Source organism: Kitasatospora sp. NPDC088742 (assembly GCF_055584905.1).
On record NZ_JBVJLD010000065.1, the window covers coordinates 13,189 to 27,481 of the forward strand.

The window sequence follows — 14,293 nt, forward strand, 5'->3', positions numbered from 1 at the left end:
CAGTCGACACGACGGACCACCGGCCCCGGCACCGGAAGGAGCAGACGGTGTCCCTGACGGACAAGGCCATCGCGCAGATCCGGGAGCTGATCCGCAGCGGAGCGCTGCCACCGGGCTCTAGGCTCTCGCCGGAGCCGGAGCTGGCCGCTCAGCTCGGCCTCTCCCGCAATCTCGCGCGGGAGGCCGTGAAGGCGTTGGCCGTCGCCCGGGTCCTGGAGGTCCGGCGGGGCGACGGCACCTACGTGACGAGCCTTCAGCCGAGCCTCCTCCTGGAGGGGCTCGGCGGTGCGGTGGAGCTGCTGCAGGGCGACTCCGCCGCGGTGCAGGACCTCGTCGAGGTACGGCGGCTCCTGGAGCCGGCCGCCACCGCGCTGGCCGCCACCCGGATCTCCGACGAGCAGCTGGCCGAGGTCGGGCGGCACTTGGAGGCCATGCGCGAGGCCCGTGACGACGTGGAACTGCTCAACACCCATGACGTCGCGTTCCATCGCGCCGTCATTGCGGCCACGGGCAACGAGACGCTGCTCGCGCTCCTGGAGGGCATCTCCGGGCGTACCCTGCGCGCCCGGACCTGGCGCGGTCTGGTCGACGCCCAGGCCTCGGACCGGACCATCGCCGAGCACGAGGCGATCTTCCGGGCGCTGTCGGTCCGCGACGCCTCGCTCAGTCAGGCCGCCGCCCTGATGCACGTCAGCAGCACCGCGCAGTGGCTGAGCGAGCACCTGCGCCCGGCGGAAGCCCTTCCGTAGTCCTGACGGCCGGTCAGCGCAGGACCGGTGCGACCTCGGCCCCCTCGCGCACGAAGACGGGGATGCGCTCCAACGGGGCGTCGGCCTCGATCGTGGTGCCGCCTTCGGACACCTGCCCGGTGGCCGGGTCGAGCCAGCGGGCGCCGGAGGGCAGGTACACCCGGCGGGTCCGGGCGCCGGCCTCGTACACGGGCGCCACCAGCACGTCGGGGCCCAGCAGGAACTGGTCGTCCACCTCCCAGGCGTGCTCGTCCTCGGGGAAGGCGAAGAACAGCGGGCGCATCGGCGGGGCGCCGGTGCGGTGGGCCTCCTCGGAGAGCCCGCGCAGGTAGGGGCGCAGACGCTCGCGCAGCATCAGGTGGTCGCGGAGGATGCCGTACGCCTCCTCTCCGTACGACCAGACCTCGTTCGGCCCGCCGGTCATGTCGGTGGAGAAGGCCGGGTAGTTGGGCCTGCGGTCCCCGTGCAGCCGCATGACGGGGCTGAAGGTGCCGTACTGGAACCAACGGATCATCAGCTCGCGGTAGGCGGGGTCGTCCGGGTCACCGCCGAAGAAGCCGCCGATGTCGGTGGTCCACCAGGGGATGCCGCTCATCGCGACGTTCAGTCCGGCCCTGATCTGCCGCCCGAGGGAGTCGAAGGTGGTGGGGATGTCGCCGGACCACAGCAGGGCGCCGTGCCGTTGGCTGCCCGCCCAGGCCGAGCGGACCAGCGACAGCGGCCGGTCCTCCCCCGCCGCGCGCAGACCGTCCGCCACCGCGCGGACGTGCTCCAGCGGGTAGAGGTTCGCGGCAGCGGCGGCCGGGCCGGCGGCGTAGACGGCGCGCGCGGCGCGGTCCGGCGGCAGGTCGGGCTCGCAGGCGTCCAGCCAGAAGCACGCCACCCCGTGCGAGCGGTAGTTGGCGTCGAGCCGCTGCCACAGCGCGGCGCGTGCACCGGGGTGGGTGGCGTCGTAGTAGGCCATCGGGCGGATCAGCGCGTCCCCGGCGTACCGGGACGGCCATGGGTAGGTGAGCAGGGCGCCGTCCACGTCCCGCACCAGGTGCCCGGCGGTGCGCTGTTCGTCGTGGGTGTCGCTGCCGGATTCGACGGTGGGCCACACCGAGACGGCGAGTCGCACCCCGAGGTCCGCCAACTCCCGTACCAGGGCGGCGGGATCGGGCCACTCCTTCTCCTCGAAGCGCCAGTCCCCCATCCGCGGCCAGTGGAAGAAGTCGCAGACGATGACCGACAGCGGCAGTCCGCGCTCCGCGTACTGCCGTGCCACCGCGAGCAGTTCGTCCTGGGTGCGGTAGCGCAGCTTCGACTGCCAGAAGCCGGACGCCCAGTCCGGCAGGAGCGGCGGGCGGCCGGTGGCCAGGGTGTAGGAGTCCAGGATCCGGGCCGGGGTGTCTCCGGCGGTGATCCAGTAGTCGATGCGGCCGCCGGCGTCGGCGGTCCACCGCGTGGTGTCGGTGCCGAGTTCGACCCGGCCGGTGGCGGGGTTGTTCCACAGCAGTCCGTAGCCGCGCGAGGAGTGCAGGAAGGGGACCACGGCCACGGTGTTGCTCTGGAGGAGATCGAGCACGCAGCCCTTCTGGTCCAGCCGCCCGTGCGGATGCTGCCCCAGGCCGTGCAGCCGCTCGCCGTCGTAGGCCTCGAAGCGCTGCTCCGTGCGGCCGCCGGCACCGTGGACCCGGGGGCCGCCGGGGTGCGCGGGCGGGTTGCGCTCCGCCAGGAGTTCGCGACCGGAACCGGCGTGACGGAACGTCAGCCGCCCGTCCGGCGAGGCCTCGACGGCGAGGAGGCCGTTGACCAACCGGGCGGAGCCGTCGTCCGAGGCGGACAGCCGCGCACCGGGAGCGGGCGGCGGGCTCCCGAGCGCGCCGGGGGCGGCGGGGTCGAGGACCCCGGCCGAGGCCCGCACCCGGACGGCTTCCGGTCCCCAGGGCTCGATGCGGAGGATCTCCGCGGCGGTGTGCCGCTCCAGCCCGCCTGCGCGGATGCGGTAGGACAAGGTGGTTCCCCTGTTCGTGTCAGGTGGTGGGTGCGCAGGGCCGGTCGCCGCTCCGGTGCGGCGCGCGACCGGATGCCGGTCCGAAAGGAGCGTGCGGCAGGCGGGCCCCGGCGTGGGGCCCGCCTGCCGCACGGGTTCAGACCTGGTACGGGAAGTCCGCCTGGCCGGTGCCGGCCGGGAGGCTGTGCAGGGTGCCGTCGGGGCCGCCGGTGCGCAGCCGCCACGGGAGCGGGCTGTCGGTGGTCACCAGCAGGCGGTCGCCGGTGCGGGTGAGGTGGAATCGGGCCGCCTCGCCGGGGCCGTCGGAGCGCGGGATCGGCACGGTGCGCTCGGCGCCGTCGGTGAACTCGTGCACCAGCAGCTCGATGCCGTCCGCCCAGTCGGAGACCGGGCGTTGGTCGTCGGCGCCGAGCGGGATGACCGAGTCGGGGCGGGCCAGCAGCGGCAGGGTGTGGAAGCCGTGCTGCTCGCGCACCCAGTGCGGGCCGGTGATCCGGTCGCCGGTCAGGACGTTGGTCCAGGTGCCCTCGGGCACGTAGTACTCGACCGTGCCGTCGTCGGTGAACACCGGGGCGACCAGCAGGTCGTCACCGAGCAGGTACTGCCGGTCCAGGGTGTGGGCGGCGGGGTCGGCGGGGAACTCCAGCAGCATGGCGCGCATCACCGGGATGCCGGTGGCGTGGGCCTGCTGGGCGGCGCGCTGGAGGTAGGGGGCGAGGCGGTGCTTGAGCAGGGTGAACTCGCGGGTGACGTCCACGGCTTCGTCGCCGTAGTCCCACGGGACCCGGTAGGAGTTGCTGCCGTGCAGGCGGCTGTGCGAGGAGAGCAGGCCGAACTGGACCCAGCGCTTGAAGACGGTCGGGGTCGGGGTGCCCTCGAAGCCGCCGATGTCGTGGCTCCAGAAGCCGAAGCCGGACAGGCCGAGGGAGAGCCCGCCGCGCAGCGACTCGGCCATCGCGTTGAAGTGCGATTCGCAGTCGCCGCCCCAGTGCACGGGGTACTGCTGGCCGCCGGCGGTGGCGGAGCGGGCGAACAGCAGCGCCTCGCCTTCGCCGCGCACTTCGCGCAGCAGGTCGAAGACGGCCTTGTTGTAGAGGTGGGTGTAGTAGTTGTGCATCAGCTCCGGGTCGGAGCCGTCGTGCCAGAGGACGTCGGTGGGGATGCGCTCGCCGAAGTCGGTCTTGAAGCAGTCCACCCCCTGGTCCAGCAGCGGGCGCAGTTTGGAGATGTACCAGTCGGTGGCGGCGGGGTTGGTGAAGTCGACCAGGGCCATGCCGGGCTGCCAGAGGTCCCACTGCCAGACGGTGCCGTCCGCGCGGCGGACCAGGTACCCCTGGCGCGTGCCCTCCTCGAACAGCTTGGACTTCTGCGCGATGTACGGGTTGATCCAGGCCGAGATCCTCAGCCCCTGCTGCTTGAGCCGGGCCAGCATGCCGGCCGGGTCGGGGAAGGTGTCGGCGTCCCACTCGAAGTCGGACCACTGGTACTCGCGCATCCAGAAGCAGTCCAGGTGGAAGACGCTCAGCGGGATGCCGCGCTGGGCCATGCCGCCGACGAAGCGGTTGACGGTGGCCTCGTCGTAGTCGGTGGTGAAGGAGGTGGTCAGCCAGAGACCCAGCGCCCAGGCCGGCGGCAGGGCGGGGCGACCGGTGAGCGCGGTGTAGCGCTCCAACACCCGCTTCGGGTCCGGGCCGTGGACGACGAAGAACTCCAGCGACTGGTCCTCGACGCTGAACTGCACCTGGCCGACCGACTCGGAGCCGACCTCGTAGCTGACCTTGCCGGCGTGGTTGACGAAGACGCCGTAGCCCCGGTTGGTCAGGTGGAACGGGATGTTCTTGTAGGACTGCTCGCTGGTGGTGCCGCCGTCCGCCTGCCAGATGTCCACCACCTGGCCGTTGCGGGTGAACGGGGTGAACCGCTCGCCCAGGCCGTAGACCAACTCGCCCACCCCGAGCGAGAGCTGACCGAGCATGAAGTGCCGCCCGTCGGCGTCGGTGACGAAGCCGGTGCCGCGCTCGCCGACCGTGGTCAGCACCTTGCCTCCGGCCGAGAACTCCAGCTGCCAGGGCCCCGAGGTGTCCACCCTCAGGGTCAGCTCACCGGCGCTCAGCTCGGCCAGCGTGCCGTCCCGGCGGACCTTGCCGCTGCCCGGCTCGGTGCCGGGCAGGGCGAACTCCGGTCCGCTGCGCACCGATCCGGCGTGGTGGGTGACCCGCACGCCGATCACGCCCTCCGCGGGGGACCAGCAGTCGACCGTCAGCAGCGGGCTGTTGAGCGTGTCGCCGCGCTTGGTCACGTGCTTGACGGGCGCGTAGAGGGTCATCCGGTGGTCGTCGGCCCGGACGTCGGCGACCTCGGTGGCGTAGCGCGCGGTGCAGCCGGGCCGCATCAGCCAGTAGCCGTCGGTGAACTTCATCGGATGGAATCCTCCGTCCGCGCTCGGTGCGCGGTGATCAGGCCCCGGTACCAGTGGTAGCTGTCCTTGGGCGTGCGGGTCAGGGTGTCGGGGGCGACGTGGACCAGGCCGAAGCGCTGGCTGTAGCCGCGCGCCCATTCGTAGTTGTCCAGCAGGGACCAGACGTAGTAGCCGCGGACGTCCACCCCGGCCGCCACCGCGTCGGCGACGGCGGCGAGATGGTCCGCGAGGTAGTCGATCCGCTCCGGGTCGTGCACCACGCCGTCGGGGCCGACGGTGTCGGCCTCGGCGCAGCCGTTCTCGGTGATCCAGACCGGCGGCAGCGTGGGGTAGCGGGAGTCGAGGTCGACCAGCAGCTCGGTGAACGCCTCCGGGACCACCGGCCAGCCCATGGTGGTCCGGCAGCCCGGGTAGGGGTCGAGCTCGGTGACGCCGATGTCCACGGCGGTGCGGCGCTCGGGGTCGGCTTCGCGGTGCGCGGAGGCGGCCACGGTGATCGGGCGGTAGAAGTTGACGCCCAGGAAGTCCAGCGGGGCACCGATGAGTCCGAGGTCGCCGGGAAGCCGCCAGGGGCCGTCGGCCAGTCCTCCCCAGGTCTCGGCCTCCAGCGCGGGGTAGCGGCCGGCCAGCAGCGGCTCGGTCCAGACCTCGTTGTGCAGCACCTCGGCCCGGCGCAGCGCGGCCCGGTCCTCGGGGAAGGCCGAGACGGTACGGATGCGGTCGAGGTTGAGGGTGATGCCGACCTCCCGGGCACCGGCCGCGCGCAGCTGACACACCGCCAGGCCGTGGGCCACCAGCAGGTGGTGGGCGGCGGCCAGCGCGCCCCGGCCCTCCCGGGCACCGGGGGCGTGCCGCCCCTCGGCGTAGCCCACGAAGGCGGAGCAGTAGGGCTCGTTGAGGGTGATCCAGCGCTCCACCCGGTCGCCGTAGCGCTCGGCCGCCAGCGCCGCGTAGCCGGCGAACGCCTCGGCGGTCTCCCGCACCCGCCAGCCCCCTCGGTCTTCCAGGGCCTGCGGCAGGTCCCAGTGGTAGAGGGTGACGGCGGGGGCGATCCCGGCGGCGAGCAGCTCGTCGATCAGCCGGTCGTAGAAGTCCAGGCCCTTGGCGTTGACCGCCCCGGTGCCCTGCGGGAGCAGCCGGGACCAGGAGATCGAGAAGCGGTAGCCGTCCACGCCGAGGCCGCGCAGCAGGGCGACGTCCTCGGGGTAGCGGTGGTAGTGGTCGCAGGCGGTGTCGCCGGTGTCGCCGTTCAGGGTGCGGCCGGGGGTGTGGCTGAAGGTGTCCCAGATGGACGGGCCGCGGCCGTCCGTGTCGTGGGCGCCCTCGATCTGGTAGGCGGCGGTGGCCGCGCCGAAGGTGAACCCGGCCGGGAGTCGACTGTGCATGGCGGTCACCGCTCCGGCGCGAGCCTGCGGTCGCGCAGCCAGGCGAGCTGGGTGGGCGGGGTGGAGCCGCAGCCGCCGGAGTGGTCGGCGAACGGCCAGACCGTCATGGTCCGGTCCTCGCCCGCGTAGCGGTTGAAGGCGGCGTAGACCGTCTGCGGCGGGCAGACCGGGTCCATCATGCCGACGCTGAACAGCGCCGGGGCGGTCGCCCGCCGGGCGAAGTTGACCCCGTCGAAGTAGGCGAGGGTCGCGAAGGTCTGCTGGGCGCGGTCGCGGCTGTGCCAGCGCAGGTACTTGACGAGCTCCTGGTACGGGCCGTCCAGAGAGGTCTGCGCGCCCTCCCGGTAGTGGCACAGGAACGGCACGTCCGGCATCACCGCGGCCACCCGGTCCCCGGTGAGTCCGGCGACGGCGAGGGCGAGGCCGCCGCCCTGGCTGGCGCCGGCCAGGACGATCCGGTCCGGGTCGAGGCCGGGGAGCTGGGCGACCGCGTCCACGGCGAGCACGCAGTCCGTCATCAGCCGGCGGTAGAAGTGGGTGTCGGGCGATTCGATGCCCTTGGTCATGAAGCCCTCGGCCCACTGGGTGCCGTCGCCCTCGCCCCGGTCCGGGGTGGCATGCCCCATGCCCCGGCTGTCGACCACCAGTTGGGCGTACCCGGCGGCGGACCAGAACAGGTGCTCGGTGGGCAGGCCGCGCCCGCCGGAGTAGCCGATGTAGGTGATCACGACGGGAAGCGGCCCGGTGGCGCCGCGCGGGCGCAGCAGCCAGGCGGCCACCGGCTCGCCGTTCCAGCCGGGGAGGCGCACGTCGTCGACCTCGACGGTGCGCAGCAGGTACTCCTCGGTGACCCGCTCGACCTTGACCGCGCAGTCGTGCGACCGGGCCTCGGCCAGGGTGCGCCGCCAGAACGCGTCGAAGTCCTCAGGTTCCGTCAAATCAGGTTGGTAGGTGGCGAGTTCGTCGCTTCCGGGATCGATGGGCGGCATGGGGGTTCCTCGCTGGATGGTGGCGGGGCTGATGGGTGGGCGGCGGCCCACCGCCGTGGGCGGGCCGCCGGTCTTCGGGACGGCGGGCTCAGCCGGCCGTGCCGAAGGTGTGGAAGCGGAAGGCGGTCAGCCGCACCGCGCCGTGCAGGACCACGCGCAGGTCGTGCCGTCCGACCGGCGGGGCGGCCGGCCCGGCGCCGATGGTGGTCCAGGTGTACGGGCCTCCGGTGACGGGCACCTCGAGCGCGGCCAGCAGTTGGTCACCGGTGCGGAACTCGATCCGCGCCTCACCGGGGCCGGCCTCCGCGCGGGCCGTCTCGGCCTCGACCCGGACGGCGCCGGAGAGGTCCACCGCCCGGAAGAGCAGGGTCGCGGGCCGGGCGGGGTCGGCCGGGGTGAGGGCGTCGCCGTCGATGCGGGTGGCGTCGACGATGGCGGCGTTCTCGTGGTCGTCGAAGTCCGCCGCCAGGGTCCGGTGGTCCAGCACGGTGCGCGGCGCGGGCTCCGGGCCGGTCACGGTGAGCGGCACGGTCAGCACGGGGTGCTCGGCCGAGCGGCCGACGACCAGCTCGTACGCGCCGGGGTCGACGGTGAACGCACTGGTGGTCACGTCCCAGTGGGCGAGCCGATCGGCCGGCAGACGGAACGTCAACTCCCGGCTCTCGCCCGCCTCCAGACGCAGCTTGGCGAAGTCGGCCAGGCGCAGCCGGGGCGCGTGGTAGCGGGCGTCCAGGGCCCGGACGTAGAGCTGGACCACCTCGGTGCCGGCCCGCTCGCCGGTGTTGGCCACGGTCAGCGTCAGGTCGAGGGAGCCCTCCTGGCCGATCGACGGCTGGGAGAGCCGGGGCTCGCGGTGGTCGAACTCGGTGTAGGAGAGGCCGTGTCCGAACGGGTAGAGCGGCGCGGCCTGGTGGTACTGGTAGGTCCAGCCGGCCTTGATGACGTCGTAGTCGAGCGGCGCGGGCAGGGTGTCGTCGCCGCGGTACCAGGTCTGCGGCAGACGCCCGGCCGGGTCGGCCGCGCCGAGCAGCACGTCGGCCAGCGCGTGGCCGGTCTCCTGCCCGCCGTGCGAGGTCCACAGCACGGCGGGCAGGTTCGCGTCGGCCCAGTCCACGGCGTACGGGTAGCTGCTCATCACCACCAGCGCGGTGTCCGGGCGGACGGACGCGACGGCACGCAGCAGTTCCTCCTGCCCGGCGGGCAGGGCGGTGTCCGCGCGGTCCTCGGTCTCCCGGCCGTTGATCAGCGGGTGGTTGCCGAGCACCACGACGGCGACGTCCGCCGTCGCGGCGGCCGCCCGGGCCTCGGCCGCGCCGTCGCGCAGCAGTTCGCGCTCCCAGTGCTCCGCCCCGGCCGCGTCCTCGGCGGTGAAGACCACCCGGCCGTCGGCCGGGTCCACGGCGGCGTACCTGCCGGTGAACACCGAGCGCAGCAGCACGGTGTCCGGGCCCGCCGGTTCGAGCCGGAAGGTCTCCTTGACGAACCAGCTCTTGATGACGCTCTGCTCGGCGGCCAGGGTGTCGTCGTCCTGGAGGCAGAGGTAGCGGCCGGTGTCGGCGGCGCGCAGGGTGGAGGCGCCACCGCCCCAGTCGGTCAGGTCGAAGGCGGACTTGCCGAGCGGTTCGCCGGTGGTGCGCGAGCGCAGGATGATCCGGTCACTGCCCTCGACCCGGACCACCTCGCCGCCGTTCCCGTCCAGGGCGGCGGTCAGGCCGTCGGCGACGGTGACCTGGTAGGGCAGGGTGCCGCTGTACCAGTCCTCGAAGAGGGTGTCGGCGAGCGGGCCGATCACGGCGATCCGCGGGCTGCGGGCCACCTCCAGCGGCAGCAGGCCGTCGTTCTTCAGCAGCACCGCCGAGCCGGTGGCGGCCTCGCGGGCCAGGGCCTGGTGCTCGGGCGAGTTGACGACCTCCGGGCCGATCCCGGCGTACGGGTCCTCCTCGGGGTCGAACTCGCCCAGGCGGAAGCGTAGTTCGAGCTGCCGGCGGACGGCGCGGTCCACGTCGTCCTGCTCGATCAGACCGCGTTCCAGCGCCTCGCGCAGCCGGCCGACCGGAGTCTCGCTGTCGTCGTTGTGGTCGGTGAAGCTGTCGATGCCCGCCTTGAGCGCGGCCGCGTGGCCCTCGGCGTGGTCGTCGAAGTAGCACTCGGGGTCGACCAGGTTGGACGGCGCCTCGGCGTCGCTGACCACGAAGAGCTCGTGGCCGGTCGGCCGGGCCCAGCGGCGCAGCTCGGCCTCGATCAGCGGACTGACGTGACAGGGGCGGCCGTTGACCAGGTTGTAGGCGGCCATCGCGCCGGTGGCGGCGCCGGAGGCGACCACCGGGCGGAAGGCGGCCAGGTCGTACTCGTGCAGCACCCGCGGGCGCAGCGCGGAGGAGGTGGTGCAGCGGTCGTCCTCGTTGTTGTAGGCGAGGAAGTGCTTGAGCACGGGCGCCGAGCGCAGGTAGGCCGGGTGGTCCCCGGCCAGGCCGCGGCAGTACGCCTCGCCGAGCCGGGCGGTGTGCACCGGGTCCTCGGAGTAGCCCTCCTCGTTGCGGCCCCAGCGGGGATCGCGCAGCAGGTTGAGCACCGGTGCCCAGGCCTGGAGGCTGATCGGGCCGCGGTCGGGGGCGATCACCGCGGGGCGGTGGTGGTGGAAGGCGCGCAGCTCGACCGAGACCGCCTCGGCGACCCGGTGCAGGAGGTCCTCGTCCCAGCTCGCGCCGAGGCCGACGGCCTGCGGGAAGACGGTCGCCTCCCCGAGCCAGGAGACGCCGTGCAGCGCCTCGCTGCCGGTGCGGAACGGGGCAACTCCCAGACGGGGGACGGCCGGTGCGTACTGGTGCAGCATCGCCAGCCGCTCGTCGGGCGTCAGCCGGTCGAGCAGGTCGTCGACACGCTTGCGCAGGGGAAGCGTGGGATTGCGGAAGACGGGCAGACCGGCGGCAGGCGCAGGCGCGGAACTCACGTGGAACACCCCTCGGGCGGGCTGGTGGGGATCAGATATCGAAGCGCTTCGACGCTGGCATGATCCAGCAGGCCTGTCAACTGCCTTGGCAGCAAAGGGTTTTCATTTGTTCAGGCTCTTGCCCAATAGGTAACGCGTCGTTAGTCTCGCCGAAACATGCAAGCGCTTCGACACTTCGACCGTGCTGACCAGAGAGGCCACGCCATCATGAGATCCGGGTTGAACCGAAGGAGCTTCCTGACCACCGCCGCCACGGTCGCGGGAGCCGCCGCGATGGCGCCTGTGCTGTCCGCCTGTGGCGGCGGCTCCGGCAAGAAGACCGGGGTGAACACCCAGGAGGGTCTGAAGGCCGCCCTGCCGGCCTACGTGCCGAACACCAACGCGGTCGAGCCGGACATAGCCCCCGTGCGGGGTTCGGGCGACGCCGCGACCGACCCGGCCTACCTCGCCTACCCCGCCTCGCCGCCCACCACCGTCTCCGGCGTACCCGGCAAGGGCGGCAGCTACACGGCCGTCACCCCGTTGTGGGGCACCACCCCGCCGATCGACAACTCCTTCTACCAGGCGATGAACAAGGCCCTCGGGGTCGACCTGACCGTCAAGCCGACGGACGGGATCAACTACAACACCATCATCCCGACCATGACGGCCGCCAAGAAGCTGCCGGACTGGATCAACCTGCCGTCGTGGCTGAACGACAACTTCAACACCGGTGGCCTGGCCGGCTCCCAGCTCGCGGACCTGACCCCCTACCTGTCCGGCGACAACATCAAGAAGTACCCCAACCTGGCCGCCCTGCCCACCGGCGCCTGGCAGCACGGCGTCTGGGGCGACAAGCTCTACGGGATCCCCTGCTTCTCCACCAGCTTCGGCATCCCCGGCGCCACCTTCTACCGCCGGGACGTCCTCGAAGCCCGGGGCATCACCGCCGACCAGGTCAAGTCCGCCGCCGACCTGATGAACCTCGGCAAGGAACTGACCGACGCCAAGCGGGGCGTCTGGGCCTTCGACGACGTGTGGACCTACCTCCAGTTCTCCTGGGACGTCCCCATGAAGTGGAGGATCGACAACGGCAAGCTGGTCCACCCGTTCGAGACCCAGGAGTTCCTGGAAGCCCTCGACTGGCACAACCGCCTGGCCAACTCCGGCTACATGCACCCGGACGCGCTCGCCGGTGACGTCGCCAACTCGTCCACCCGCTTCTACAGCGGCAAGACGCTCGTCGGAGGCGGCGGACTGGGCGCCTGGAACCTGGCCGACCACCAGTCCGGAACCGCCGCGGACCCCAACTACCGGCGCGGCGCCCTCAACGCCATCACCGCCGGCGGCCAGGGCACGCCGGTGATCTACATGGGCGCCGCCGCCAGCATGATCAGCTACCTCAACGCCAATCTGAAGCCGGCTCAGATCGAGGAACTGCTCGCCGTCGCGAACTACCTCGCCGCACCCTACGGCACGGCCGAGTACACCATGGTCAACTTCGGCGTCGAGGGCGTCCACCACACCCGGGTGAACGGCGTGCCGACCTACACGGAGGAGGGGAAGAAGGACGTCCAGGTGACGAGCTACCAGTTCCTGGCTGCCGCCCCGTCCGTGACCAGCAACCCGGGCGGCGAGCAGGTCACCAGGGACTACGCGAGCTGGTCGGCCGCCAACGTCAAGTACCTCACCAAGCCGCTCTTCTGGGGCATGAACCTGAGCATGCCGCAGGCCATCACCACGGCGGCGGCCGCGCAGAGCGTCAACGACACCCTCAAGGACTGCTACCACGGCAAGAAGAAGGTCTCCGACGTGCAGGAGGCCATCGCCGGCTGGCGCTCCGGCCCCGGGGAGCGGCTCAAGAAGTGGATGACCGAGAACGTCCTCGAGAAGTACGGCACCGGCCAGTGAGCACCACGGCACCCGAGCACCCGGCCGGCCCCGCGCGCCTCACCTGGCGGACCAGGCTGCGCCGCGACAAGTCGCTCCTGCTGATGACGGTGCCGGCGGTCGTCCTCCTGCTGGTGTTCAACTACGTCCCGCTGTTCGGCATCGCCACCGCCTTCCAGGAGTACGACCCGCTGGTCGGGGTCTGGCACAGCGAGTGGGTCGGCTTCGACCAGTTCCAGCAGCTCCTCGGCGATCCGGCGTTCTGGGCGGCGATGAGGAACACGGTGTACCTCAGCTTCGTCCAGCTGGTCCTCTTCTTCCCCGTCCCGATCGCGCTGGCCCTGCTGCTCAACTCGGTGATGAGCGAGCGGATCCGCAACTTCTTCCAGTCCGTGGTCTACCTGCCGCACTTCTTCTCCTGGGTGCTGGCGATCACGATCTTCCAGCAGATGCTGGGCGGCGCCGGTGTGCTCAACCAGTTCCTGCGCCGGCACGACATCGGCACCTGGGACATCATGACCAACCCGGACACCTTCGCTCTGCTGGTCACCTCCCAGACCATCTGGAAGGAGGCGGGCTGGGGGATCATCGTCTTCCTCGCCGCGCTGAGCGCGATCAACAGCGAGCTCTACGAGGCGGCGGCGGCGGACGGGGCCGGCCGGTTCCGGCGGATGTGGCACATCACCCTGCCGGGCCTGCGCGGGGTGATCGTGCTGATGCTGGTGCTGCGGCTGGGCAACGCGCTGTCCGTCGGCTTCGAGCAGTTCCTGATCCAACGCGAGGCCGTCGGCCACGAATCCGCCGACGTCCTGGACACCTTCTCCTTCTACTACGGCATCGCCACCGGCGGCTACAGCTACGGCGCAGCGGCCGGGCTCTTCAAGAGCGTGGTCTCGCTCCTGCTCATCTGGGGTGCCAACAAGCTGGCGCACGCCTTCGGCGAGGACGGGCTGTACCGGAAATGACCAACGCACTCACCATCGCCTCCCGGCGCGAGAAGCGCCGCACCGCCGCCGCGGCCTCCCGCCGCCGGGCCCGCTCCTCCCGACCGCCCTGGGAGGAGCCGCCCACCGCCGTCGGCCGGACCGCCAAGGGGCTCACGCTGGGCGCGACGCTCGCCGTCATCCTGGTCCCGCTCTGGATCATCGTCCTGACCAGCTTCTCCACCCCCGGAGCCATCAACCGGGCCGGCGGCCTGGTGATCTGGCCGGACGGCCTCACCGCCGAGCCGTACCGGCTGATGCTCAGCGACCCGACGGTCGTCACCGCACTGGTGGTGAGCCTGGGCATCACCGTGGTCGGCACCGCGATCTCCATGGTGGTCTCCGTGCTCTGCGCCTACGGCCTCTCCCGGCCGCGCTCCGTCGGGCACCGCTTCCTCCTGCTGCTGCTCATCGTCACGATGTTCATCAGCGGCGGCCTGATCCCGAGCTTCCTGGTGGTCACCGGGCTGGGCGGCTACGGCCAGTGGTGGGCGCTGATCCTGCCGAGCGCGGTCTCGGTCTTCAACATCCTGGTGCTGCGCGCCTTCTACCAGGACACCTCCTCCGAACTGATCGACGCGGCCCGGATCGACGGCGCCGGGGACTGGCGGATCCTGTGGTCCGTCGTCCTGCCCACCTCCCGCGCCGTCACCGCCGTCACCGCGCTGTTCTACGCCGTCGGGTACTGGAACTCCTTCTTCAACGTCATGCTCTACATGCCGACGGACAGTCAGAAGTGGCCGCTCCAGTACGTGTTGCTCACCTACGTCAACCGGGCGAACGGCCTGCCCGGCTCGGTCAACTCCGGCTTCGGGAACACCCAGGTGCAGACCGCCCCGCTGTCGCTGCAGATGGCCGTCGTGGTCCTGACCCTGGTACCGCTGGTGATCGTGTACCCGTTCGTGCAGAAGCACCTGCGCGCCGGTGTGCTGACCGGCGCCATCAAGGGCTGA

At 71.9% G+C, this 14,293-nt stretch carries 9 protein-coding genes; 4 read left to right on the forward strand and 5 right to left on the reverse strand.

Annotated features, from left to right (window positions below):
• Nucleotides 1-47 precede the first annotated feature (47 nt).
• Complete coding sequence (locus ACZ6ZR_RS34620) at nt 48-749, forward strand: FadR/GntR family transcriptional regulator (RefSeq protein WP_465649305.1); 702 nt, start codon at nt 48-50, stop codon at nt 747-749.
• Nucleotides 750-762: 13 nt separating this feature from the next.
• Here the strand turns inward: ACZ6ZR_RS34620 and ACZ6ZR_RS34625 are convergent, their stop codons facing one another.
• The 5 genes from ACZ6ZR_RS34625 to ACZ6ZR_RS34645 all read right to left on the reverse strand — a co-directional run bounded on the left by ACZ6ZR_RS34625 (nt 763) and on the right by ACZ6ZR_RS34645 (nt 10,488).
• Nucleotides 763-2,745, reverse strand: coding sequence for a glycoside hydrolase family 31 protein (locus ACZ6ZR_RS34625; protein ID WP_465649306.1), 1,983 nt, complete (start codon nt 2,743-2,745; stop codon nt 763-765).
• Between the two features lie 136 nt (nt 2,746-2,881).
• Nucleotides 2,882-5,164: an alpha-xylosidase gene (gene yicI, locus ACZ6ZR_RS34630; protein WP_465649313.1), complete on the reverse strand. Its 2,283-nt coding sequence runs from the start codon at nt 5,162-5,164 to the stop codon at nt 2,882-2,884.
• Nucleotides 5,161-6,549, reverse strand: a complete 1,389-nt coding sequence (locus ACZ6ZR_RS34635) for a GH1 family beta-glucosidase (RefSeq protein ID WP_465649315.1) — start codon at nt 6,547-6,549, stop codon at nt 5,161-5,163. Before ACZ6ZR_RS34635 ends, yicI begins: the two co-directional genes overlap by 4 nt.
• Before the next feature lie 5 nt (nt 6,550-6,554).
• Nucleotides 6,555-7,487 carry an acetylxylan esterase gene (locus ACZ6ZR_RS34640; RefSeq protein WP_465649317.1) on the reverse strand — a complete coding sequence of 311 codons (933 nt, stop codon included), beginning with the start codon at nt 7,485-7,487 and terminating at the stop codon, nt 6,555-6,557.
• A gap of 139 nt (nt 7,488-7,626) precedes the next feature.
• Nucleotides 7,627-10,488 carry a glycoside hydrolase family 3 C-terminal domain-containing protein gene (locus ACZ6ZR_RS34645; protein WP_465649319.1) on the reverse strand — a complete coding sequence of 954 codons (2,862 nt, stop codon included), beginning with the start codon at nt 10,486-10,488 and terminating at the stop codon, nt 7,627-7,629.
• A gap of 219 nt (nt 10,489-10,707) precedes the next feature.
• On the opposite strand from ACZ6ZR_RS34645, the gene ACZ6ZR_RS34650 reads away from it, so the two are divergent.
• From ACZ6ZR_RS34650 to ACZ6ZR_RS34660, 3 genes are read left to right on the forward strand one after another with little or no spacing between them, the layout of a single operon-like run.
• A complete protein-coding gene (locus ACZ6ZR_RS34650; protein WP_465649321.1) occupies nt 10,708-12,378 on the forward strand; it encodes an ABC transporter substrate-binding protein in 1,671 nt (556 codons plus the stop codon).
• Nucleotides 12,375-13,322 (forward strand): ABC transporter permease, encoded by a 948-nt coding sequence (locus ACZ6ZR_RS34655; protein WP_465649322.1) that lies wholly within the window; start codon nt 12,375-12,377, stop codon nt 13,320-13,322. The genes ACZ6ZR_RS34650 and ACZ6ZR_RS34655 overlap by 4 nt, the downstream gene beginning before the upstream one ends.
• Complete coding sequence (locus ACZ6ZR_RS34660) at nt 13,319-14,293, forward strand: carbohydrate ABC transporter permease (protein ID WP_465649324.1); 975 nt, start codon at nt 13,319-13,321, stop codon at nt 14,291-14,293. Before ACZ6ZR_RS34655 ends, ACZ6ZR_RS34660 begins: the two co-directional genes overlap by 4 nt.

Bases quoted from the DNA above. Each gene is read 5' to 3' on its own strand.
- yicI (WP_465649313.1), bottom strand. From the start codon at position 5,164: ATGAAGTTCACCGACGGCTACTGGCTGATGCGGCCCGGCTGCACCGCG.
- ACZ6ZR_RS34635 (WP_465649315.1), bottom strand. From the start codon at position 6,549: ATGCACAGTCGACTCCCGGCCGGGTTCACCTTCGGCGCGGCCACCGCC.
- ACZ6ZR_RS34660 (WP_465649324.1), top strand. From the start codon at position 13,319: ATGACCAACGCACTCACCATCGCCTCCCGGCGCGAGAAGCGCCGCACC.